At 50.9% G+C, this 24,803-nt stretch carries 21 protein-coding genes; 7 read left to right on the top strand and 14 right to left on the bottom strand.

Going from position 1 to position 24,803, the window contains the following annotated elements; genetic code table 11:
- Positions 1 to 69: 69 nt before the first annotated feature.
- Positions 70 to 552: a NanQ anomerase/TabA/YiaL family protein gene (locus tag ACO5JD_RS07905; protein ID WP_484988954.1), complete on the bottom strand. Its 483-nt coding sequence runs from the start codon at positions 550 to 552 to the stop codon at positions 70 to 72.
- 180 nt (positions 553 to 732) lie between these two features.
- Between ACO5JD_RS07905 and ACO5JD_RS07900 the strand changes: the two genes are divergently transcribed.
- Complete coding sequence (locus ACO5JD_RS07900) at positions 733 to 1,737, top strand: 2-hydroxyacid dehydrogenase (RefSeq protein WP_021625916.1); 1,005 nt, start codon at positions 733 to 735, stop codon at positions 1,735 to 1,737.
- Positions 1,738 to 1,898: 161 nt separating this feature from the next.
- Positions 1,899 to 3,338, top strand: a complete 1,440-nt coding sequence (gene pyk / locus ACO5JD_RS07895) for a pyruvate kinase (RefSeq protein WP_021625918.1) — start codon at positions 1,899 to 1,901, stop codon at positions 3,336 to 3,338.
- A gap of 168 nt (positions 3,339 to 3,506) precedes the next feature.
- Here pyk and ACO5JD_RS07890 read toward each other — a convergent pair whose 3' ends face one another.
- Complete coding sequence (locus tag ACO5JD_RS07890) at positions 3,507 to 4,883, bottom strand: alpha-amylase family glycosyl hydrolase (protein ID WP_484988952.1); 1,377 nt, start codon at positions 4,881 to 4,883, stop codon at positions 3,507 to 3,509.
- 40 nt (positions 4,884 to 4,923) lie between these two features.
- On the bottom strand, positions 4,924 to 5,679 hold the full coding sequence (locus ACO5JD_RS07885; protein ID WP_021625920.1) for a GntR family transcriptional regulator: 756 nt from the start codon (positions 5,677 to 5,679) through the stop codon (positions 4,924 to 4,926).
- A gap of 206 nt (positions 5,680 to 5,885) precedes the next feature.
- Between ACO5JD_RS07885 and ACO5JD_RS07880 the strand changes: the two genes are divergently transcribed.
- Positions 5,886 to 7,307: an amidophosphoribosyltransferase gene (locus ACO5JD_RS07880; protein WP_484988951.1), complete on the top strand. Its 1,422-nt coding sequence runs from the start codon at positions 5,886 to 5,888 to the stop codon at positions 7,305 to 7,307.
- A 610-nt stretch (positions 7,308 to 7,917) separates the two neighbouring features.
- Here ACO5JD_RS07880 and ACO5JD_RS07875 read toward each other — a convergent pair.
- The 7 genes from ACO5JD_RS07875 to ACO5JD_RS07845 form a co-directional block, all read right to left on the bottom strand.
- Positions 7,918 to 8,595, bottom strand: a complete 678-nt coding sequence (locus ACO5JD_RS07875; RefSeq protein ID WP_484988949.1) for a hypothetical protein — start codon at positions 8,593 to 8,595, stop codon at positions 7,918 to 7,920.
- A 59-nt stretch (positions 8,596 to 8,654) separates the two neighbouring features.
- Entirely contained in the window at positions 8,655 to 11,114 is a 2,460-nt protein-coding gene (gene pheT, locus ACO5JD_RS07870; protein WP_484988947.1) for a phenylalanine--tRNA ligase subunit beta, read from the bottom strand.
- 31 nt (positions 11,115 to 11,145) lie between these two features.
- On the bottom strand, positions 11,146 to 12,213 hold the full coding sequence (pheS, locus tag ACO5JD_RS07865) for a phenylalanine--tRNA ligase subunit alpha (protein ID WP_021626409.1): 1,068 nt from the start codon (positions 12,211 to 12,213) through the stop codon (positions 11,146 to 11,148).
- Between the two features lie 333 nt (positions 12,214 to 12,546).
- Entirely contained in the window at positions 12,547 to 13,365 is an 819-nt protein-coding gene (locus ACO5JD_RS07860) for an HAD family hydrolase (RefSeq protein ID WP_021626410.1), read from the bottom strand.
- A 33-nt stretch (positions 13,366 to 13,398) separates the two neighbouring features.
- A complete protein-coding gene (gene brnQ, locus ACO5JD_RS07855; protein ID WP_021626411.1) occupies positions 13,399 to 14,730 on the bottom strand; it encodes a branched-chain amino acid transport system II carrier protein in 1,332 nt (443 codons plus the stop codon).
- 197 nt (positions 14,731 to 14,927) lie between these two features.
- Positions 14,928 to 15,383: a PTS sugar transporter subunit IIA gene (locus tag ACO5JD_RS07850; RefSeq protein ID WP_035438718.1), complete on the bottom strand. Its 456-nt coding sequence runs from the start codon at positions 15,381 to 15,383 to the stop codon at positions 14,928 to 14,930.
- A gap of 139 nt (positions 15,384 to 15,522) precedes the next feature.
- Positions 15,523 to 16,464, bottom strand: coding sequence for an ROK family protein (locus ACO5JD_RS07845; RefSeq protein WP_021626413.1), 942 nt, complete (start codon positions 16,462 to 16,464; stop codon positions 15,523 to 15,525).
- A 265-nt stretch (positions 16,465 to 16,729) separates the two neighbouring features.
- Between ACO5JD_RS07845 and ACO5JD_RS07840 the strand changes: the two genes are divergently transcribed.
- Genes ACO5JD_RS07840 through ACO5JD_RS07825 form a run of 4 tightly spaced genes read left to right on the top strand, consistent with a single transcriptional unit; the run spans position 16,730 to position 20,341 of the window.
- On the top strand, positions 16,730 to 18,493 hold the full coding sequence (locus ACO5JD_RS07840; protein ID WP_484988945.1) for a carboxypeptidase M32: 1,764 nt from the start codon (positions 16,730 to 16,732) through the stop codon (positions 18,491 to 18,493).
- Positions 18,494 to 18,501: 8 nt separating this feature from the next.
- The gene (gene dtd, locus ACO5JD_RS07835; protein ID WP_484988943.1) at positions 18,502 to 18,978 is read left to right on the top strand and encodes a D-aminoacyl-tRNA deacylase; all 477 of its coding nucleotides are present in this window, start codon (positions 18,502 to 18,504) and stop codon (positions 18,976 to 18,978) included.
- Between the two features lie 38 nt (positions 18,979 to 19,016).
- A complete protein-coding gene (mscL, locus tag ACO5JD_RS07830) occupies positions 19,017 to 19,436 on the top strand; it encodes a large conductance mechanosensitive channel protein MscL (RefSeq protein ID WP_484988941.1) in 420 nt (139 codons plus the stop codon).
- A gap of 23 nt (positions 19,437 to 19,459) precedes the next feature.
- Positions 19,460 to 20,341, top strand: a complete 882-nt coding sequence (locus tag ACO5JD_RS07825) for a spermidine synthase (RefSeq protein ID WP_484988939.1) — start codon at positions 19,460 to 19,462, stop codon at positions 20,339 to 20,341.
- Between the two features lie 21 nt (positions 20,342 to 20,362).
- Here the strand turns inward: ACO5JD_RS07825 and hisS are convergent, their stop codons facing one another.
- The 4 genes from hisS to ACO5JD_RS07805 all read right to left on the bottom strand — a co-directional run bounded on the left by hisS (position 20,363) and on the right by ACO5JD_RS07805 (position 24,743).
- Positions 20,363 to 21,676, bottom strand: coding sequence for a histidine--tRNA ligase (gene hisS / locus ACO5JD_RS07820; RefSeq protein ID WP_484988937.1), 1,314 nt, complete (start codon positions 21,674 to 21,676; stop codon positions 20,363 to 20,365).
- A gap of 182 nt (positions 21,677 to 21,858) precedes the next feature.
- Positions 21,859 to 22,479: a DUF47 domain-containing protein gene (locus ACO5JD_RS07815; protein ID WP_484988935.1), complete on the bottom strand. Its 621-nt coding sequence runs from the start codon at positions 22,477 to 22,479 to the stop codon at positions 21,859 to 21,861.
- Positions 22,480 to 22,530: 51 nt separating this feature from the next.
- The gene (locus ACO5JD_RS07810; RefSeq protein WP_484988933.1) at positions 22,531 to 23,583 is read right to left on the bottom strand and encodes an anion permease; all 1,053 of its coding nucleotides are present in this window, start codon (positions 23,581 to 23,583) and stop codon (positions 22,531 to 22,533) included.
- A gap of 125 nt (positions 23,584 to 23,708) precedes the next feature.
- Positions 23,709 to 24,743 (bottom strand): branched-chain amino acid aminotransferase, encoded by a 1,035-nt coding sequence (locus ACO5JD_RS07805; protein WP_484988931.1) that lies wholly within the window; start codon positions 24,741 to 24,743, stop codon positions 23,709 to 23,711.
- Between the last annotated feature and the right edge of the window lie 60 nt (positions 24,744 to 24,803).

Below are 24,803 nucleotides of genomic sequence, written 5' to 3'. Positions count from 1 at the left end.
TTCCCCAGGAGGAGCAAGGGCTCACCTGCAATTACGCCGAAGCGCTTATAACAACCTCAGTATTTTATCCTACTCATCCCAAAATTCATCGAGCAAAATCTTGAAGCAAATCTTTTTGACAGCTGCAGGTATGGCGCCTGGTACGGTCAATGTTGGCATATGAGGCTCGCCTGCAACAAAGAGAGCAAAGCGCCCATGAGCAAGCGTGCCATCAATCACATCAGCTCCCTCTGCAGCATCTGCCAGCTGAAAATCGTCCTGCTCGTTAAACTCAGCTATTCGTATCACTGGACCAGGCGTGACCTTAAAGCACTCCTCGCCCTCCAAATCGACCTGCAAATCCATATAGCGGCGGTGCCATTCATAGTGTGCATCTTGGGCATAACGCGTCGTTGCGCTCATCACGTTGGCAAATACACGCTTCCCATCAATTTCATTAGTTCCTAGAGGCAGCTCGTGCATATCATGTGAGTCAAGCCAGTCAATCAGCACATCCAAACCCTTGTACAAACCGCGATAACGATTGAGTTTGCTCAGTCCGTCGTAAATCATGGCTCTCCTCATCTCCACACGCCGCCTACTGAAGCAGAACTAATTTGTCGTGCAATTCCTAGGATAGACCTCCCTTGGGCTGCTCATACGCTAGAATTAGAGTAAGTCCGAGCAGGTTGTGCAAAAGTCCAGGACCGACCTGGATATGCGCGCACGTCTTTTAAGAAAGGACGCTACACCATGAGGATTCTTTTTTACGGTACCGCTAGCTACGACCAAGAGTCATTCGAGAAGGAAATCGCTGATTTCCCCGATGTCAAGATTGACTACACCGAGACCAACTTGACACCTATGACCGCAGCTCTTGCCCGCGGTTATGATGCTGTCTGCGCTTTCGTCAACGCTGACATCTCGGCTATGACCCTTGAGATTCTCAAGGGCTTTGGCATCGGTTTGGTACTCATGCGGTGTGCAGGTTTTGACGCCGTCAACGTTCCTATGGCAACCGAGCTCGGTATCAAGGTTACCCGCGTTCCTGCTTACTCCCCCGAGGCCATTGCCGAGCACGCTATGGCACTAGGCCAGGCAGCCAACCGTCGTATCCACAAGGGTTATATCCGCGTCCGCGAAAACGACTTTGCCCTTGATGGTCTGGTTGGCGAGACTTTGCATGGCAAGACCGCGGGCATTGTTGGCACTGGTCGCATCGGTGCTGCTCTTTGCCGCATCTGCAAGGGCTATGGCATGACCGTCTTGGGTTCTGACCTCTATCCCAACCAAGCGCTCGTTGACGAAGAGCATGTTGTTGATGAGTATGTCGACTACGACGAGCTGTATCGTCGCTCTGATTTCATCAGTCTCCATGCCTTCCTTAACAAGGATAGCTACCATCTCATCGACGATGAGGCCATAGACAAGATGAAGCCTGGCGTCATCTTTGTTAATACTGGTCGTGGCGCATTGGTAGACACCCAGGCGCTCATCCGCGGCATCATCTCTGGCAAGATTGGCGCTGCTGGCCTGGACGTTTACGAAGAAGAAAATGCCAACGTCTATCAAAATCGTTCTGGCGAGGTTGTCGACTCCGTTACTGCACGTCTGTGCTCTTTCCCCAACGTTGTTATGACCTCTCATCAGGCATTCTTCACTCGCGAGGCGCTCTCTCAGATTGCCCGTGTCACCTTGGAGAACGCTCAGCACTACGCTCACGAAGAAGAGTTCATCCCCCGCAGCGTTGTTTGCTAAATAATTGATATGTGTAAGCCCTGTGCGGGCGCGTGAAGCCTTTGTGCCTTTGCGCGCCCGCGCTCTTAGGCGGGTATCATATGCCGTCGTCTTTGTGAAGGAAGATAAACCATGCTATAGCATTAGTTCAGCATGGCAGTAGGTTTTATGATAGGAGTTCGATGAATAAGCGCACCAAAATCGTTTGCACCATGGGTCCTGCTACCGAAAGCGACGATGTTCTTCGCCAGCTCATTGTGGGCGGCATGAACGTTGCTCGCTTTAACTTCAGCCATGGTAGCCATGAATATCACCGCAAGAATATTGAGCGTGTTCGCAATATTTCCCGTGAGCTGGGTCTACCTGTTGCCATCATGCTTGACACCAAGGGTCCCGAGGTTCGCACAGGCGAGCTCGAGGGTCATCAGAAAGTCACGCTCCAAACAGGCGGCAAAGTTATCGTAACTACCGATACCAGCGTCCCTGGCAATGCCGAACGCTTCTCCCTTGACTACAAAGAACTTCCCAACGAGGTCACCAAGGGTTCCATCATTTTGGTAGATGATGGTCTGATTGGCCTTGAGGTTGACCACGCTGAGGGCAACGAGATTTTCTGCGATATCGTTAATGGTGGTGAACTAGGCGAAAAGAAGGGTGTCAACGTCCCTAATGTCGAGATTGGTTTGCCTTCGGTTACCGAGCAGGATCGTGCCGACATCATGTTTGGTTGCGAGTTGGGTATTGACGCAATCGCTGCTTCCTTTATCCGTAACGCCGAAGCAGTACGCGAGATTCGCAAGATTTGTGCCGATGCTGGTAACTTTGGCGTTCTCATTCTTCCCAAGATTGAGAGTTCACTGGGCGTCAAGAACTTTGACGAAATTTTGGCAGTATCCGACGGCATTATGGTTGCCCGTGGCGACTTAGGTGTTGAGGTACCTTCCGAACAGGTACCCCACATCCAAAAGCAGATCATCCACAAGTGCAATGCTGCTTACAAGCCTGTTATCACGGCCACTCAGATGCTTGACTCAATGATTCGCAATCCTCGTCCGACTCGCGCCGAGGTTACCGACGTTGCAAATGCTATTTACGACGGCACCGACTGCGTTATGCTATCTGGCGAGACCGCAGCAGGTAAATACCCCGTCGAGGCAGTCAAGACCATGGCAAACATCTGTGTGGAGACCGAGCGTTACTTGCCCGAGCGTCCTGACTTTACGGAGCGTGGAGGTGTCCGTAATGTCAACTCTGCCATCGGTCACTCCTGCGTTCAGATTGCCGACCAGGTAGATGCCAAGTGTATCATCTGCCCAACTCACTCTGGTCGTACTGCTCGCCTAATTTCTACGTTCCGTCCCCATCTGCCCATTTATGCCATGTCCCCCATTGCCCAGACAGCACGTCGTTGCTGCTTTATGTGGGGTGTTGAGTCCTTCCGCACAACCGAACAGGGGTCTTTATCTGCAACCCTATACAACGCGTTGCAAGTTGCAAAGGCTCATGGGGCGGTTGATTCCAACGATATTGTTGTTATCACTGCAGGCGATGCCCAGACTTCACCTCGCCAAGGCGACTACACCACCTCAACCAACATGGCTATGGTAGCTCAGGTTCAGTAAGCAAAAATTCCCGCGGAAAGGACGCGGGAAGAGGAAGATAGTTCAAGTTTCGACCAATTTCCGTAGATATTTCCGTAGATGGTTCATTCTTCGACTTTTTGAAAAATCTGACCTGCAGTTTTGTAGTCGTTAACCCCGAAGTTTGAACCATCTACGAATCAAGCAGAACTAGCGCTCGCAAAGCCAATAGTGACACGAGAAGGCCTCAACCTCGCTACCACCACCAAAATCGTGTTCCTCACCTGTAATGAGATCGGTCGCAAGACCGCAACCCGCATCAAAATGCAAAGTTACTGGCGCATCAGAAGCGTTAATCGCCACAATGACCCTCTCGCCTTCCGCTGCGCGCTGAAAAACCAATTGCTGAGGCTGGCAAAGCAGTTCATGATAGTCACCCATGGTCAAAGCTACACTACCTTCGGACTTGGTACGAGCCGCAATAAGAGAAGCAATCCAGTCAGTAAGCTCATTCCACTCAGGATGCGCATAAGCAGGACGCAACTCATGGTCTCCAGGCAGCTGATCTGCTTCATAACCCCACTCACTTGCATAATAGAGGTCGGGCACACCACACATGCCGTACAACAGCCCGTAAATAGGACGCAGTTGGCGTTTGTCGGTAAGTTTGGTAGCAATACGAGGTACGTCGTGGTTATCCACAAAGGTCAGCAGATGCTTGCCTGTATACAAATCCCAAGGCTTGTCACCACTCTGACGCTCAAGAGCATAGGCAATCTCGTGCATATTGGCAGAATTAAAGCTCGACCACAGACCCTTATATGCCTCATAGTTATAGACAGAGTCACACGCACGATCGTTCATCCAGCAATTGTAGTCGCCAAACATGACCTCACCAATCAGCGGGAACTTCTTGCCACGCTTTTCGCTAAGTTCATCAGCAACTTGACGCAAATATCCCAAGAAACCCGCATCTAGACAAAACGCAACATCTAGACGCACGCCATCTACATCAAACTCGCTTTCCCAACCACGCACCACATTGGCAATATATTCATTGAGCTCAAAATTGACATGATTGAGTTTTACTAGGTAATTGACGCCGTTCCAGTCCTCGTAAGAAAAGCCATCGTCATAAACGTTGTTGCCCATCCAATTGATGCAAAACCAACCAGCATAAGGACTGTCCTGCTTGTTTTTAAGCACATCTTGGAAAGCCCAAAAACCGCGACCAACATGATTGAACACACCATCAAAAATAACCGAAATCCCCGCCTCATGAAAAGCAGCAACAAGCTTTTTGAGGTCCTCATTAGTGCCTAAACGTGCATCAACTTTGGTGTAATCGCGCGTATCATAACCGTGCATATCACTCTCAAAGAGCGGATTAAGCATTACAGAATCACAGCCCAAACGCTGAATGTGCTCGATCCAACCATCATCAATAATATTGAGCAGTCGGTGACCATCGGTAGCATGTGTACCCACCTCCACCTGGCCTTCGGAGCTGCCGTCATTGCGCCAAGGTGCGCCACAAAGACCTAGTGGGTAAATCTGGTACATCGCAGATGTCTCATACCAACTCATTGTTTTCTCCACTTCTTATCACAAGTAATACTTGCGAAATTTACTCACCTACCACACCACGCGCACGTCGTGTTTCGTTGGAAATTACACAACGGTTAGCGGGCAGCCATACGCTTCCCCATTCAAAGGGCGTTCCATCTTCTAAAAAGACCAACTGATCGAGGTCGAGCACCGGTGCATGCTCATCGCAATCCAGCCAAGCACCACGAGTCTTGCCGGCCGTACGGGCACTGTAGACCATCTCGGACCTACCAACACTTTTGCCGCTTAGACGTTCTACCACAGCAAATAGCGGTTCCTTATCCAAATCCACCTTGTCGAGGCCAGGGCAGGCAGAAAGCGACAGGTGACTCTCGATCAACATCACCGCGCGTTTGCGCACATAACGCACGCGCACTAGATAGAGATATTCCTCACCTACTTCCAACTGCAAATGTTCCGCACATGCAATGTTAGGTTTCTCAACGCGCCGCAACACAACCTTTGTCTCGTAATCAATACCTTGAGCACTCATTGACTCACCAAAAGAAAGTAAGCGATTGGAAGAAGGACGCGCCATAATAGGCTGGGTCACAAAAGTGCCCCGACCCTGCTGTTGCACCAGTAGCCCCTCATCTACCAGCTGCCGAATACCTTTTTGGACAGTCCCGCGAGAAAGTTGCAGCATGTTCATAAGCTCATGCTCAGAAGGAATAGGCTTATTAACGCCCCACTCCTTGGAATAAATTCGTTCGCGCACGTAGTCGGAAACCTGCACATACAAGAGCTTGCCGTCCGACCGGTCAAACTTCGGCATGCCGTTCTCGCCTCGCTCTAATCTAGGTATTGCAACGCTTTACATCATATCGTGAGCAACACCACCTTGCTTCCACACCTTGCTATGTTTTTATTAACTTTTGCTGTAAGACCTTACGTAGCTGAAAATTACCCATGCAACGCTCCTATAATTGACACACGTGTCGTGTGCACACACGTATTCATAAGGTCAACGAAAGGACCTCCATGGGTGGCTTTTTTGGAGCGGTTTCGCACAAAGACGTTGCGCTCGACGTTTATTTTGGTGTCGATTACCACTCCCACCTTGGTACCAGGCGCGCCGGCATGGTACTGCACGACCCTAGCACGGGTTTTCAACGCAAGATGCACTCTATCGAAAACAGCCCCTTCCGCACAAAGTTTGAGCGCGACCTACAAACCCTCCATGGTCCCTCAGGGATTGGCTGTATCTCAGACAACGATCCTCAACCGCTTATTGTTCGCTCAAGACTAGGGACTTATGCCCTTACCACTGTAGGCTGCATCAACAATACAGCTGAGCTGGTAGATGCCTACATTGCACAAGGTGCTCAGCTCGCTGTTCAAAGCCCTGGTCGCGTCAATAGCACCGAACTTATTGCGGCTCTCATCAATCAAAAAGAGGATTTTGTCGAAGGTATCAAGTACGCCCAGAGCAAGATTGACGGCTCACTTACCCTGCTTATCATGACCGAGGATGGCGCTATTATCGCCGCACGCGATAAGATGGGGCGCCTACCTGTGCTCATTGGCACCAACGAAGATGGTTATGCGGTGTCCTTTGAGTCCTTTGCTTATGAAAAATTGGGTTATACCAACGAACATGAGCTGGGATCAGGTGAGATTGTCCGCGTGACTGCCGAAGGCTGGGAGACTCTCGCAGAGCCTGGCGATGAGATGCGCATTTGTGCCTTCCTCTGGGTTTACTATGGCTATCCCAACTCCAATTACGAAGGTGTCAATGTCGAGACCATGCGTTATCGCAATGGTCATATCATGGCCAAACGCGAGAAGGAAAACGATGGCATCCCCGATGTTGACTTTGTCGCAGGTGTACCCGACTCAGGCCTACCTCACGGCATTGGCTATGCAAATGAGAGCGGCAAGCCACTCGCCCGTCCCTTTGTCAAATACACGCCCACCTGGCCTCGCTCTTTTATGCCAGCAAACCAAAACGTACGCAACTGCGTGGCAAAAATGAAGCAAATTCCCGTCCGCGAGCTCATTGAGGACAAGAAGCTGTTGCTGGTTGACGACTCTATCGTGCGCGGCACCCAATTGCGCGAGACAGTTGATTTTCTCTATAGCACTGGCGCTGCCGAAGTACATATGCGTTCTGCTTGCCCGCCCATTATGTATGGCTGCAAGTATCTGTCCTTCTCTCGCTCCAACACCGACCAAGAGCTTATTGCGCGTCGCACCATTCGCGAGCTCGAAGGTGAGGAGGGCGATCAGCACATCGATGAGTATGCGGACCCCACCACAAAGCGCGGTAAATGTCTACTTCGCACCATCTGTGAGGAGCTGGGCTTTGATTCGCTTGGTTTTCAGACCCTTGATGGCATGCTCGAAGCTATCGGCATCGATCGCAAGCTCGTCTGCACCTACTGCTGGGATGGCCGCGAATAACACCACAGTTGCGCGGATTTGCAATCGGCACCCTCTGCTGACCTGCAAGTCCGCGCGTTACTTTGCACTAGGTGTCAAACGCCACACATCGCTTCAGCCAACCTCGCAGAAGCCACACTTCATTTCATGCCAAGTGCCAAACGCCACACTTCATTTCATGCTAGGTACCAAACGCCACACTCCATTTCATACCGAGTGTCAAACGCCACGTTCCGTTTCATGCTAGGTGCCAAAAGCCACGTTCTACTTCACTTTTTTAGCCAAAAGCCACACTCTGTTTCACGCCCAAAAAATCTACCTGCGCAAACGTGAAGCCTACTGAAGAGATCTGTGACTTTTGACATTTTTTCTGAAACAGAACGTGGCGTTTGACAAGCAAAGCCGTGTTGCTTGAAAGAATGTGTGGCGTTTGGCAAGCGGAAGGATGCTGATTGAAGCAGAACGTGGCTTTTGACAAGCGAAGCCCGCTGGTTGAACCAGAGTGTGGCTTCTGGCACGTAGAGCTGCGCTCTGATTGAAACAGAACGTGGCCTTTGGCAAGCAGGACCGTGTTGACTGAAACGATGTGTGGCGTTTGGCAAGCAGGACTGCGACACGGCAGACCTAGCAGCTATGAAAGGCCTCCGGCATAGGTAAGCAGACCCGCGGAAATGGTAGCGTTGACCTCATCAAATGCGCACGCGAAAAAATCAGCGTCAAGCAGGGAGTAGCGTGGGATATCGTCGATATGATTGACCTGCGTTGTCGCCACCATCTCACGAGCCACCTCAACCGCCGCACGCACATCAATTTCAGCCACCTCGTATTGGGGAAACGCTCTGCATTGCTCAATAAGCTCAGCCGTCACACGAGGCATCATCGAGATAGATAGGGTCCTACCAAAGCGTTCAAAGTCACTCTGCTTTCGGATACGCAGCGGATCACCATATTCAAGGCCCTGCTTGACAATGAGCTCGTTTACATGGTGGTTATACAGATGGTCTGCCACCAGATGCGCCCAAACACCAAGCACTACATCGGATACGCGACCCTTTCCGTCGCGATTTGGCTCGGCGTAACTCTGCCAAAACTCCTGATAATCGGGTTCGGGCATATGATACGGATCGGCAAAATGAGTCGTACGATAATCAATAATTTTGCTAACACGGGGCACCATGTAGCCCACATAAACATCAGGGAGGAAATTGCCAAAAAGAAAGCAATTCACATCGCAAATTCCCAGCTCAGAGGGTGTATATTCCTCAAGTAGCTGTTCGACTTGCGCGGTATGGATGTTCCAGCTTGGCATCTTCCTCCCCTCTTGGACTTTACACGCTAGATAGCCTTTAAGTACTAGGCGGCTATTACTTAAGAGCGAACTTCACCACCAGTGGATTTTGTTACCTTAGTCACAAGCTTATTATGTGCTTTTTCTACCTCATCGGAGGTCAACGTATGGTCATCAGCACGATAGGTCAGCGAGAACGCCATCGACTTTTTGCCTACGCCAACACGCGCGTCATCACGGTAGACATCAAAGAGCTGAACTTCACGCAGAAGCTTACCGCCAGCTGAATGCAGACGCTGCATAACCTGTTCACAGGTCACAGACTCGTCAACTACCAAGGCGAGGTCCACTGCAACACCAGGCAATGTGGGCACATCTTGGTAAGGAAGCTCACGCTTGGCAAGGCGCAAGAGCGCCGCCAGCGAAAGTTCAAAAGCGACCACCGGCTCGTCAATACCAAAGCGACGCAAAGCCAGCGGGTGGATATTTCCTACCCAGCCCAACAACTCACCGCCAGCAAGAATCTCAGCTGCACGACCAGGCTGCAACCAACTGTACTTCTCGGGCTCTGCCACCTTATAACGAACCTTGGTCAGACGGAGCGCCGAGGTCAGCTGTTCAATAACTCCCTTAGCATCAAAGAAGTCAAGCTGAGCGTATTTAGTGTTCCACTCATCAAGATTCCAACGACCGCAAAGTACACCTGCCACCATAGAAGGCTCATCGGGCGAGCTCTTCTTGGGATGACCATAAAAAACGCGACCAATTTCATACAGATGAACGTTGGGCGTACCATGATCGAGGTTATAAGCCACCGAACGAAGCAACCCTGGAATAATGCTGCGGCGCATCTCGGCCTGATCGGCCACCAGCGGATTCATGATGCGCACGGGAATGCCGCGACCTTCCTCAGACATACCCAGCTTTGCCAAATCATCCGTTTCGGCAAAGCAGTACGTACTTGTCTCGGATAGACCACAGCTACGCAAAGTAGCACCAATGCGACGAATACGCTGTTGATCAACGGTCAGACCACCGGCATGATTGCGCGCTGCAGGCAAAGTTGGCTCAATGTCGCCCTCACCCCACAGGCGGCAAACCTCTTCGATAAGATCGACTTCGCGGGTCAAGTCGGGACGATTGGTGGGAGTGGTTACCTTGAAAGACTCAGGGTCGCTGGTATCCACCTTGCAGCCAAGCCTCGTCAGACGAGCAACAATAAATTTGTCATCTACGGGAGCACCGCAAAGCAGACGCACGCGAGCAGGACGCAGCTCGACCACAGGCGCTACTGCGGGCACAGGATACGCATCGACTATGCCAGAGCAAACCTCAGCACCACAGCACTGCTCAAACAACGCTGCTGCGATATCAGACACCTCAGCACAGCGAGCAGCATCCACCTGACGCTCATAGCGGATAGAAGCTTCGCTCATCAAATCAAGCCTGCGACTAGTGCGTGATATATGACCGCGGTCAAAGCAGGCAGACTCCAGCAGAACATCGGTTGTGTTCTCATCAATCTCGGAGTCCTCACCGCCCATTACACCAGCAAGACAAATAGGCGTCGCACCATCATCGGTAATAAGAGGCATATCGCTATCGAGCACACGATCTTGACCATCGAGAGTCACCAGATGCTCACCCGTGGCAGCAGCACGTACAACAATGTGACGTTTACCATCACGTTCGGACAGTTTGTTCAAGTCAAAGGCATGCAACGGCTGACCCGTCAAAAACATCACGTAGTTGGTTACATCTACTACATTGTTGATAGGACGAGCGCCTGCAGCAGTTACGCGGCGAGCAAGCCACTCAGGACTAGGGCCAATTTTGACATTACGAAGCACACGTGCGGTATAGCGCGAGCAGAGCGCGGGGTCATCAATCTGCACATCTACTAAATCAGATGTCTGCTCCTCCATCTCATGAGCAATGCGGGGCAACTCGATATGCGTATCCTCATCAAGTATTGCCGAAGTTTCTTGCGCCACACCTGTCATCGACAAGCAGTCCGGACGATTGGGTGTCATCTCACAGTCGATAACGGTATCAGACAGGCCATACCAATCAGCAAAATCGAGACCCACAGGCGTGTCCTCGGGCAAAATCCAAATACCCGAGTGATCCGAACCAAATCCCAACTCACGCTGGGAACAATTCATACCATTAGAGTCCACGCCACGAAGCTTGCTCTTCTTAATTTTGAAGCCACCAGGCAGCTCGGCACCAACCATAGCGACAACAATATGGTCGCCCTCTTCAAAATTCTGAGCACCGCAGACAATCTGCAACGGCTCGGGATTACCCTCTTTATCGACGTTCTTCTTGCCAACAGACACTTGACAGAGCCACATGTGGTCCGAGTCGGGATGAGGCTGCTTGGAAATCACTTGACCCGTCACCACGTCATGCAGGTCGGCACCCATCTTTTCGACAGCTTCAACTTCAGTACCGGTACGAACAAACTCAGCTACCAAATCTTTGGGGTCGACAGGCACATCAACCATCGACTTGAGCCACTCATATGAAACGCGCATTAGTATTGTCCCTTCTTGGTCGCGCGGGATATTAGAACTGCTTGAGGAAGCGCTCGTCGCCAGTCATCAGCATGCGTAGGTCAGGCAGGTCATAGCGAAGTGCTGCAACGCGCTCAACGCCAATACCAAAGGCAAATCCGGTGTATTTTTCGGGATCAATGTCTACATAACGCAAAACGTTGGGATCGACCATGCCGCAGCCCAAAATCTCAAGCCATCCAGTATTTTTGCAAAAACGGCAGCCCTTACCATGGCATACGCCACAAGAGACATCAACCTCACAGCTCGGCTCGGTAAAGGGGAAGAAGTGCGGACGGTAGCGGGTTGCACGATCTTTACCAAAGATCTCGCGACAGAAGTAATCAAGCGTTCCTTTAAGGTCACCAAACGTGATACCTTCGTCAACCACCAAACCTTCTACCTGCGTAAACTGAGGTAAGTGATTGGCATCTGCCGTATCGGGACGAAATACGGTACCTGGACAAATCATATAGATAGGCGGTTTGCGCTGCTCCATTACGTGTACCTGTACGCCCGAGGTCTGAGTACGCAGCAGCAAATCCGAGCTTGAAAGACCCAAGTCGCCCTTACCCTCAGGAGCATTATCAACCACATAAAAGGTATCGTTTGCCGAACGACTGGGGTGATCAACGGGAGCATTAAGTGCGGTAAAGTTGTGATAAACGTCCTCGATATAAGGGCCATCCTCAACGGTATAGCCCAATCCGCAAAAAACGTCTTCAATTTCCTCACGAATTTGTGAAATGAGATGCTGGGTACCAATACGAGAAGAGCGACCAGGTAGAGTCACATCCACTGCCTCAGCAGAGATCTGCTTGTCAAGAGCAGCCTGCTCAAGTTCATCTCTACGTGCAGCAATCATAGCCTCGACATGAGAGCGAACAGTGTTTGCCAGTTTGCCCATTGCCGGACGCTCCTCAGGAGCGACTTTTCCCATCATACGCATGATGGCCGTGAGGCTACCCTTTTTGCCGGTTGCCGCAACGCGGACCTGCTCGAGTTCCTCGACCGTCTGAGCCTTATCAAGACCCTCCCTCACCTGTGCCTCAATGGCAGCAAGTTCGTCGGTCATTGCCATGTGCTCTCCTCCTTCACGCAATAAAAAACCGTCCCTGACGCGCAATAGCGCAATCCAAGGACGGATGTCTCCGCGGTACCACCTCAGTTGAGCGGTGGATGTCTGCCCACCGTCTCCTCTTTTGTTCTGTGTCGTAGAACTTACGGCTCACTTAATGATATGCGCAATTAAACGCATACGTTCGGGTTGCAGCTGTTAGAGTGAACTCTGTTTGTCAACCTCATAGGCACCTCTCAACCGACGTGTGCCCTCTCTGTCTGAAGCCATGCGACAAGCAAACCTCTCCGTCATCGCCTGCGGGCAAGTCTAGCACACCTTGCTGCCAAAACCTCCCTAGTCTTGTGCTTCCCACCGTCCCGCCACGATAGCCTCTATAGTGGCAGCCACAGCATCATCTTCGCAGCGTCCAATATGGTAGTGTGCTGCTGCCACAGCCTCAGGAGCTGCCCCTTGCACTGCTGCGGAATGCGGCACATGCTCAAGCATAGTTACATCGTTACCACCATCACCAAAGACTGCCACTTCATCAAGGCTGCAGCCAATAGCCTGGCAAAGTAAATCAATACCCGTAGCCTTTGACCAGCCACGCCGTGTAACGTTAATCCACGCAGGCTGTGGTACATCAAAACTCAAATCATCGAACTGCTCATTGAGCAGGGCTGAAAATGTGCGCGTATTATCAAGATCGCCCACTTGAAAAGCATTGCATTTGACCGTACGTGTACTTGGCAGTTCATGCAGTATGCGGCAGCTTTCAACATATTTAGGAAAGCAGCGCCCCATGTCCTCTATACTCCCCGCCACCAACTGCGGTACCCCACCGTCAAAACACACCAAACCAGCATGCGGGAGTTGCTCCAAAAACTCAGCCATACGACCAATCTGGTTATTGTTGATAACCTCTTCGTGCAGCAACTCGCCATCCAAAAAAACTTGCATGCCATTGGTGGCCAGCATCGTATCGCCAAGGCGTTGCTTGTTACGCAGCATGGGAATTGCCCATTCGCGTGCGCGACCCGTAGCCACACCCACACGAATCCCTGCATCGAACGCCGCCTCAAGAGCAGCAGCTGTACGCTCACTGACCTGATGCTGACCTGCAGGCAAAATTGTTCCGTCAATGTCAGTCAAAATGAGTTTAAACTCACTCACGCGTGCACTCCTTTTGCTGGCTCATTTTGCAACTTATGCCAGCTGCCGTTGTTGCAGAAACTCCGCCACAAATCCTACAGCATAGCCTAGCAACGTCGGCAGCACCCAAGCCATACCCATAGCTGCCAAAGGAAGCAGATCAAAGGGCAGCCACGCCTGAGGCACAAAGCCATCGCGGAAGGCAATAATAACGCTCACAACCGTGCATACCGTCACAGCTGCTTTCCAAGCCATGGAATGCTTGGCTGATGTGGGCAAAAGCCCCATCAATACCAGCACAATTGCCACAGGATAAAGTGCCGAAAGCACGGGCACCGAGTAACCCAAAATTGTTGCCAAGCCAAAGTTTGCAAAGATGGCTGACACCACCGCTATAAGCAGCGCCCACTGCTTATAGCTCATCTTCCCGTAGGTCTGGAAAAAATATTCGCCAATCGAGCAGATAAGGCCGATACACACATTCAAACAAGCAAGACCAAAAATCGCAGCAACGATAGCTGTACCCACAACACCAAAATGCAGGTTTGCGGCGGCACTAATCACATCTGCACCGTTAGAGGTACCACCCAACACAGGACCCACAATCATGCCGACTATGCCAAAGCCTAGGTAGATAACACCCATCAGCACACCCGCAACCACACCAGAACGCATGACCTGCTTGGCAACGAACTTTGGTTCGCTCAGGCCCAATTCACGAATGTTCATCGAGATAACAAGACCAAAGGCAAGGCCTGCCAGCATATCCATAGTCTGGTAGCCCGTCGTAAATCCAGCAAGTACGGGAGCCACATCATAAGGGGCAGTCGCAGTCGTCGAGGTCGATGCGGGTGGGTCAATCAGAGTAACGCCCACCACAACCACAATCAACACAATGAGCGCAGGACCGGAAATTTTGCCCATGAGTTCGGTCAGGCGATTGGGGTGCATAGCCAGAAGGTATGCCACCAAGAAAAACACCAGCGTAAACCCTAGCTGTGCCAAAAACAAAGCCGTGGAATCCAACTTTGGCATCAGCGGATCAAACATTGCAAACGAAGTCGATGCGGTACGTGGAATTGCCAGACAAGGTCCAATGGCAAGGTAAATCAACGCCATAAAAATCTCGGCAAACTTGGGATGAATACGCCCACCCAAATCACGCGCGGTTCCTGCCATAGCAACAGCGGCAATCGTCAAAACGGGTAGACCTACTGCAGAAACAAGGAAGCCTAATAGGGCAAGCGGAGTATCAGTGCCCGCCTGTACACCCAGACGAGGAGCAAGAATTAGATTACCCGCTCCAAAGAACATGGAAAAAAGCGTAACGCCGACGATGAGGCCGTCACGCAAACCGAGTCTGTCACTTCCTTGTTTTGCTTCCATATCTATCCCCCAAACATAAAAATAGCGTTGGAACACCCTACCATCACCTGTGCAAAATTGGAATCCCAAAGCCAACTATTCTTCTGCTTGTTAACTTTTGGCAATTCTTGATACAAAAAACCTCCCATTTCTCATGTCCAAGCAATGGGAGGCAGTCCCTACCTATCAGGGGCTTAAGCTATGTAAGCTTATTTATATTAGTCATGCAAACGCTTATTGACAGCAGCAGCGATGGTCTCTGCATCCGTCGCGTTTTCCATCTCGGTGCGGAAGTTGGCGTGAGTTAGCACACGAGCAATCTTGGAAAGCAGCTCCAGATGGACGCTTGCACCTTCCTCAGCGGGAACAAGCAAAGCAATAGCATAGACAACAGGGGCCTCGTCCATGGTCTTCCAGGCAATATCACCCGAAAGCTTAAGAACAATAACGGCCGTCTCCTTGATCTCGGGAGCCATTGCGTGCGGAATAGCATAACCATCGGTCATGCCGGTAGAACCCATATCTTCGCGGGAACGTAGAGCCTTAAAGATTGCATCAGCGTCAGTACCAATTCCCAGCTCAACGGCCTTGTCTGCAATCACATGCAGGGCTTCGTCAACATCCCTTGCAGGGCAGTCAAGAAAAACGTGAGAGGCTTGGACGAGGTCAACCATGGATTTCTCCTTACTCGCGACCATACAGGACGAAGTGTCACCTGGCACTTCGCTCATATCTGCCTTAGGATACCACGTACGAGCGAAAACCTAGCGCAAATGAGGGCATTACTACGTACTTATCGCAAGTTTTCACCTGCTAGGCACGTGCTTGCAAGGCACAATAAGCAGCGCCGTACATTCCAGCCTCATTGCCCAATGTCGCAGCGCTAATGCGCATCGCCGCACAAGCAGGGAAGCAACTCTCACGGAACGCAGAGGTAATTTTGGGTCCAATAACGTTCCAAGCGCCCGCCACGCCACCACCTACCAGCACTAACTCAGGATCCACAATGGTGGCAATCTGAGACAGGGCACGACCTAGGTAGGCACACATCGTATCAATTGCTTGCGCAGCGCAAACATCTCCTGCTTCAAGAGCATTAAAAATCGAGATAGTATCGGTAGCATGCTCAATGGCAACAGGTGTTTGAACTGCAGCTTTGCATGCCTTGAGATAAAGCTTAACAAGGCCTTTCGCCGAGGCATACTGCTCAAGACAACCTTTGTTACCACAGCCGCAGCTCTCAGTCTCGTTGGGCTCCATATTGATGTGACCAATTTCGCCACCCGCACCAAAGGCACCAGCAACCAGTTTGCCATCAATGATGACACCACCGCCCACGCCCGTGCCCAAGGTAACCATGACACAACTCTTGACACCTTTAGCACCGCCCTGCCAAACCTCACCGAGGGCTGCTGCATTAGCATCGTTAACAAAAGCAAGCACTGCTGCCGCGAAATGAGCTTTGAGCGCTGCCTTAAAGCCTTCAACATCAAGAGTGATATTGGGAAGCACACCCACATGTCCTTGAGCATCAACAGGGCCAGGCACATCCAAGCCTACGGCCACAATATCAGCAGGCGTCAGCTGGGAGGCTGCCAGCAACTTGTCGAGACCTGCAGTCACAATATGGAAGGCCTCTTCGTTCACCAATTCAGTTGTCTTGATTTTGGCGATATCAAGAAGCTGTCCTTCTTCATCAAAAAGGCCTGCCTTGATAGAGGTGCCGCCTACATCGATACCAAGTACATAAGCCATAGCTTGCTCCTTTCGTCTGCCAACGGATGACTTTAAGTATCCCTCAAAGCAAGGCTTTGCTGCATGTCATTTTTTGGTTGAGGCACATGAAAACATCCGTAAAGACAAGCTGCAGAGAGCTTGTAGCCATTAGGCGAAGGGAACATGCAGGCGGTCTATACACAGGCAACCATGCGCTACACTGTCCCTCGTATATCGTTTCTGGGTCCTGAGGAGCGATACTTCCATACGGCCCCACACACACCACGGCGCAGCAGGGGGAACTATGAGTAACAAGCTTCCATCCTTTATGAAACAATCTCAAGACGAGCAAAAAAACGCTCAGCACACAGATGAAGAAAAGCTCCAGCAAACTACAGAGGCGCTGTCTGATTCTCAGCAAAGTCTTGATTTAGACGAGCCAGATAACCTGACTCCTGCTACGGATGCAAAACCGCATCGTGAAGTACCTGCAGCAAGCATCCCCACGCTTCCTGGGATACCTGGCATCCCTCCCCTCGCAGCAGATGCCGCAGTACCCAATCCCCGCGCTGACCTTGAGGCTCTTGACAAGCTCGAGCGCCATCTCTACGCACACCGCTATGCTGAGTCGGGCATTAGCTGCTATGGCATGTCAATTGATCCTGAGGATGCAACTGCAGACCGTGGCGAGGCGCTCGCAATTCTTCAGGAAGAAGATCAGGAGTTGCTCTGCTCGCCTGCAACAGGCGCTCTGCTGGACCGTCTCTCAACTGCAACAGCACTCGAACTCGAAAACGATACTCAACGCGCGCAGGTACGTATTCTCAAGCGAGACCGTGCACAATTAGTTGATGTGCCTGCCGATGAACAGGCAGCCTTCACACGCCTGGTTACCGAGTCTGACGATGTATGGCACAAGGCCAAGGCAGCCAATGACTGGGACTCTTTTGCCCCTTATCTTGACCGTGTCATCGAGTCAATGCGCAGGCTTGCAAACTACAAAAAACCTGGTGTCAATGCTTACGATGTATGGCTTGACGAATTTGAGCAGGGCAGCAGTACTGCTTTTTATGACCGCTTCTTTGAGCAGGTCAAAGAGGTTGTCGTCCCACTGCTAGCAGATGTATCGGCAGCTCGCCGCAAGCCTAGTCATCGTCCTGTAGAAGGACACTTTGACGAGCGCCGTCAGTGGGAAGTCGCCGCTGACCTTGCACGTATTGAGGGACTTTCTTCTCAATCGCTTTTCTTGACCAAGACCGAGCATCCCTTCTCTGATGCATTGACCACCAACTACGCAATCATCGCTGCGCACGTTTACGAAGATGATGTCTTGTCCAACGTGTTTACCATGCTGCACGAGGGAGGCCATGCCCTCTACGAGCAGGGTGTCAATCCAGAGTACAACTACACCTCACTCAAGGGTGGTACCTCCAGCGGCATGCACGAAGCTCAGTCGCGTTTCTTCGAAAATTACGTCGGACGCTCTGAGGCTTTTTCGGGACCGCTGCTTGAGATTTTGCGCCGCCACTTCCCTGGTCACTTCAATCGTGTAAGTGCACGCCAGCTCTATTTGGCAGAAAATGTCGCCACACCTCAGCCCATCCGCGTTGAAGCAGATGAGCTTACCTATCCTCTGCACATATTGGTGCGCTACGAGCTCGAACAGCTGCTTATGTTAGGTGAGGCAAAGGCTGCCGATATTCCTGACCTTTGGGCTCAAAAATACCGTGAGTATCTAGGCGTTCGCGTACCCGACGCAACTCATGGTGCGCTACAAGATACCCACTGGGCTGATGGCCTGATTGGATATTTCCCCACCTATGCTTTGGGCGGTGCCTATGGTGCTCAATTCCGTGCTGCCATGATTTCTGAAGGTATGGACTGGGAAGGTACTCTCGCCTCGGGCAATTTGGCCCCTGTCCGCGACTGGCTACGCAGTCGCGTATGGCACTATGGCAGATCTCGCGATCCCAAAGACATCATTTTGACTGCAACAGGTGAGCCCTTTGTCACACGCCACTACACCGACTATCTCACGCAAAAATTCTCTTCGATTTATGGTCTCTAGGTGAGTATATGCGGGCATTGCTACAACGGGTAAGTCAGGCAGAGTGCAGGGTGGATGGCACTTCTACTGGCAGCTGCGGCTTGGGCTATCTCATTTTATTGGGAGTGGGACCTGCCGATGATGAGGCTGCGGCAAAACTACTCTGGGAAAAGATTCGCAAGCTACGCGTCTTTGACGATACTGCAGGTAAGATGAACTTGTCACTTGAAGATGTCGGCGGCGACGTATTGGTGGTAAGTCAGTTCACCCTTTATGCCAATTGTCGCCGTGGCAATCGCCCTTCTTTTGCCGAAGCAGCGCCTCCTGCCATGGCAGATGAGCTCTACCAATATTTTTGTCAACTCGCAGAAACTGATTTGGGCCCAGAACGCGTGGGTAGAGGTATTTTTGCTGCAGATATGAAAGTAACACTCACAAATGACGGACCTGTCACTATTTGGCTAGAAACTGAGGAGCTCACGAAACCTCGGAGACAGCTATCATAAAGCGCACCTTAAGACCTTGGAGAGGAAGGTTTTTCTATATGAAAAAGTTTGCAAAGGAATTCAAGGAGTTCATCTCCCGCGGCAATGTGATGGATCTTGCCGTCGGCGTTATTATCGGCGGTGCATTTACTGCCATTGTCACCTCGCTGACTGACAACATCATCAATCCTCTAATCTCTATGATTGGTGGCAATCCCGACGTTAAAGGCCTGACCTTTACATTTAACGGTGCAACTATCGATTTTGGTGCGTTCATCTCCGCTATCATCAACTTCTTGATTATTGCTTTTGTGGTCTTCTGCCTCGTCAAGAGCCTCAACAAGATGCAGGCTCTGGCAGATAAGCACACGGGCAAAACCAAGGAAGAAGCTGCTCCTGCACCTACATGCCCTTATTGTTTAGAGGAGATCAAAGAAGGCGCAACTAGGTGCCCACACTGCGGCGCTGACCTGCACTAATCCTCACAACGAAAGGCGCTTGAGTGTCTTTCTTTAAGTTCATACAAGCACGTTTTTCGAGCCTGCGCTTACATTTGCTCACTCTTTTGGGAAAGGAAATGTTGGGTGGCAGGCTCGAATTTTCTGGCATGACCCTAGGCGGCACAACTCAAGTGCGCACCATAGATTTTCCCAGCGGCAGACAGATGCGACTACTGTTGGTTGAAGATACGCAGCAGTCCGCGCTGTGGTTGGATGATCCCTATGGAGATCCCCCGTTTCCCTATCTACAACGTTTTGACCTCGCTTTTTATGAAAATAATGCACCAGAAAAGAACAATACACCAAAACAGAACGATGCATCGGAGCGCCTACTTCTTATCGGAGGGGGCGGCTTTGCTTGGCCACGCCATATGCTTGCAAACTATCCCAGCGCAAGCCTTGATGTGGTAGAGCTAGATGAGCAGATAGTTACCCTTGCACGCAAATGGTTTTATGTGGATGAGCTCGAGAGACAGTTTGGTCCCTCAGGTGAAAACCGTTTCCATATCTATACCGTCGATGGGCGCTCCTACCTCGAAAGCATGCCACCCAACAAGCGCTATGACGTAATACTTAACGACTGCTTTATTGCCCATAAGCCGGCTGAGTCGCTTATGGATGTATCTGCTGCTGAGCTTATACATGCGCACCTAAACGCTAACGGCATGTATATCAGCAATATCGTCTCCGCCCTTATGGGACCTCAGGCAACCATTCTCAACACTGTGATACATGTGCTCTGTGCTCACTTTGCCTATGTTGATGTTATTCCCTGCTCACTCGAAGAGCCTACAGAGCCTGGCAATATTGTGGTCATCGCTAGCAATCAACAAAGAAATTTCCCCGGCACGTGGATGAGCTGTGCCGGGGAAACTGCAAATTAAAATTGAAAAAGCTCGTTCGGTCTACAGCAACTTGCCCACATATTCAACCAAATTGCCAAGCTCAACTTGGGCCTGCTCATGGGTGGTCATATCGCGCACACTTGCTTTACCCTCTGCTAACTCGTCGGGACCCAACACCACACAAACCTTGGCATGAAAACGATCTGCTTGTTTGAACTGACTCTTGAGCGAGCGTCCCTGGTAATCCGCCTCACAACGCAGTCCCGCCCCTCTTAACGCAAGCGTTACCTTAAAGGTCTCATTGCGCAACTCAGGCTGGGTGTTTGCCACATACACACAGCTAGGCTCAGCACCTGCTAAGTCTGCACCCGCATCCTCAAGCGCCAGCATAATGCGTTCAAAGCCGACAGCCCAACCAATGCCAGGGCAAGGCTTGCCACCCTCGAGCTCAGCTAGACCATCATAGCGACCGCCGCCACCAATAGCACCAATCGCGGCATCGCCCACATACTCAACCTCAAAGACCGTACGCGTGTAATAATCTAGGCCACGCACGAGTGTTGGGTCTTCAACATAAACAACACCAGCCTCATCTAGGTACTTCTTAACTTGAGTGTAGTGTTCAGCACAGTCATCGCACAGGTGATCTGTTACTAACGGCGCGTCTTTCATAAGCTCACGACAGTGGTCATTTTTGCAGTCAAAACTACGTAGCGGATTAATCTCAGCACGCTCCAGACAATCCTCGCACATCTCATCTTTGTGATCCAAGATGAAGTCACGTACCATATTGCGATAGGCAGGGCGGCATGCTGCATCGCCCATGGAGTTAATGGTCAGCTTGAGGCGCGAAGCATCCAAACCCAGACGCTTATAAAATTCCATCAGCATGATGATGACTTCGGCATCCGCTGCGGGGTCGGATGCGCCCATCCATTCAACGCCTACCTGATGGAACTGACGTAGACGGCCTTTTTGAGGGCGCTCACCGCGAAACATCGGCTCGGCATACCACACCTTTGCTGGCGCTCCACCTTGAGGCACAAAATTATGCTCAACAGCAGCGCGCACTACACCGGCTGTACCCTCGGGACGCATGGCCATACGTTGTTTTGCCTTGAGCCTGCTCTCATCACCTTGTGCCAACAGTCCTTCAAGCAGTGCTCCTGAAAACACGCGGAACATCTCTTTGCGCACGACATCGGTTGACTCACCAATACCATGGGTAAATGTTGCCACTTGCTCGAGCGCGGGTGTCTCGATTGCATCAAAGCCATATGCACCAAAAAGCTCGCGTGCACAATCTTGCATGTACTGCCAGCTGCGCATATAGCCACCAAAAAGGTCTTCTGTACCTTGGATACGTTGCGCCATGTTGCCCTCCACAATTTGACATACACGAGCAAGTATACCCAAGATGGGATGTGCGGGAGTTGCTCAACTAAAGTTGTTGCCTCTCCGTGCTTATCCGCGTCCTGTTTGTCCACGCATACCGCGTGCCCGTCACAGAAAACGAATTCTGCTGTTATACACCAATCAAAAGCGAAAGTTAGCCGCTAGGCGCTCTTCAAAACGACAGAGCGAACAATAACGCACACGTGATCACAGCTATTGAGGACATACTCCATGCGATCAAAGAGGCGCAGCCAAGAAGTAGCAACTTTACCGCCCTCTTCCTCATGAAAGAGACGACGGATAGCGTTGTGATACACGCGGTCGCCTTCATCTTCGATGTGGCTGACGGCAATTGCCTTTTCCATCACCACATCGTCGTTTTTGTAGTTGGGCAGATGATCAAACATTTCTTTCATCTCACGCACAGCAGCGAGGGTCAGCTCACCCATCTGGGGACCTTCAATGCGCATCTCAGTGGCACCAAAGAGATCAAGGCGCAGCACAACACCATTCATCTCATCCATAACGTCATCCAAAGACATCGCAAGCTCAGAGATATCCTCACGATCAATTGGCGTGATGAACGAAGAGTAGAGGTTGTGCATAATCTTTTTGACTTTGTCATCGCATTTGTTCTCAAGCACCTTTAGCTTGGGAATCGTGGCAAAGCTATCGGGGTAGTTCTCTAAAATCTCGACGTAAATCTCGGCGGCTTCGACCAGCGTGGCAGCGAAGTCCTTCAACATCGTGTAAAAGACATCTTCCTTTTTGAGCTTGGGCATAACCTACTCCTTATTTGCAATGAACGAAGCGAGCGTTTAAATTCCGCGAGATTAAAACCAAATCAAAAAAAGACGAGCGAGCAAATAGCCGATAAGACCGCAACCTGGAAAAGTAAAGATCCAAGTGTAAATCATTTCCTTAGCAACACCCCAGTTGACAGAACGCACAGACTTGGCAGCACCTGCACCAAGAATAGCAGCTGTTTTGGCATGCGTCGTGGAAACAGGCAGACCAGTCAAGGTTGCAATAAGCAATGCAATTGAGGCTGAAAGCGATGCAGAAAAGCCTTGGTACTTTTCCATTTGCACCATCTCGGTGCCGACCTTCTTGATGATGCGCTTGCCACCAATACCTGTACCGATAGCCATAAATGCGGCGCAAAGCACCTGGATCCAAAGAGGGAATCCAGCCATATCAGCCGCGCCCTTACCCATGGAAAGTGCCACAGCGAGCATAGCGGTAGACATGAACTTTTGGCCATCCTGAGCACCGTGCATCAAAGCTACAAAGGCAGCGCCCGCCACCTGCAGCCGAGCAAAAGTCTTGTCCGCAGTCCGCCTATCTGCATCTTTGCAAACAGCACGAATAATCTTGGCAATAACCCATCCGGCACCGTAGCCCAAAAACGATGAGAGAACGAGGCCCCAAATGACCTTCATCCATTCGGCTCCATTGACGCCGCTAAGGCCTCCAGAAACAGCGATAGCACCGCCGGTAAGACCCGCAATCAGAGCATGACTTTCACTGGTAGGAATACCAAATATCCATGCTCCCACACCCCAAGCGACAATACCCACGGTAGCCGCAGCAAGTGCAATTAAGGCAGCATGCGTATCCCCACCAAAATCAACCATTCCACTGACTGTATCGGCAACAGCTGTGGAAATGAAGCACATTGCAACGAGGCCAATGAAATTGCAAACAACACTCATGAGGATTGCGGCATTGATTCCGATTGAGCGCGTACCCACTGCCTCTGCAATAGCATTCGCAGCATCAGTCGCACCATTTACAAAAATCGTACCCATTACGAGGACAATTACGATTGCCAAGAATGGGTTCGTGCCGAGCATCCCTAGGAATTGCCCAAAGTCGACGTTCATACTTTCCCCTCGACGGGTCTGATGTCAGAGTCATTCTACCTATAAATAAAAATAGTGCAGCATTTATTTTATGCTGCACTAGTACTTTTTTAACTATTGGTTCCAGAAGGCCTCTGAGCTGGGATTTAGCAAATTTTATAAATCCAGCCCTCAGGTGCCTCAATGTCGCCCTGCTGAATATCTACCAAAGTTTGACGCAACTTTGCCATCACAGGCCCCACTGTCTCAAATCCATTTTTGAAAATGATCTTCTTGTCTGCCGAATCAACCTCGCCCACCGGTGAAATTACCGCTGCAGTACCGCACATACCACACTCAACAAACTGGTCGATTTCATCAAAACGCACAGGACGCTGTTCAACCTTCATGCCCAGCATGTTTTCGGCAACATAGACCAGCGAACGACGGGTAATTGATGGCAAAATCGAGTCAGTAAAGCTCTGGGGCACTACCAACGTACCATCATCAGCGACAAAGATAATATTGGCACCACCCGATTCCTCCACATAACTGCGAGTCTCGGGATCAAGGAACATATTGTCTGCATAGCCCTTGCTATGTGCCTCGACACTGGGATAGAGACTCATTGCATAATTCAGGCCAGCCTTGATATTGCCCGTACCATGAGGCGCCGCACGGTCATACGAAGAAACCTGCAATTTAACAGGCTTAACGCCACCCTTGTAATAAGGACCCACGGGCGTCACAAGGATGCGGAACTGATACTGATCGGCAGGCTTAACACCGATAACATCCCCTGTTGCAAACATAAAAGGACGCACATACAGCGTGGCGCCCGACCCATAGGGCGGCACCCAAGCTGCATTTGCCTTTACCACCTGTTTGACCGCCTCGACAAAACGTTCAACAGGAAACTCTGGCATGCAAATCCTACGTGCAGAGTCAGCCATGCGCGAAGCATTGAGATCAGGGCGAAAACACACGATATCGCCATTGCTCTGGGTATATGCCTTGAGACCCTCAAAAACTTCCTGACAGTAGTGAAGAAGACCTGCACATTCCGATAGCTGCACCGTATGGTCGGGAGTAAGACCACCCTCATCCCATGCGCCATCAGCATAATTGCTGACATAGCTATAGTCAGTGTGTTGGTAAGCAAAACCCAAGCTACCCCAGTCGATGTTCTTCTTCTCTACCATAAAAACTCCTATCTTCTAGTTGTTGCCTTTTCAGGCCGAATATCGAATGCTTGTCGAGGC

The organism is Olegusella sp. (assembly GCF_057238325.1).
This window is presented reverse-complemented; position numbering and strand designations above follow the sequence as displayed.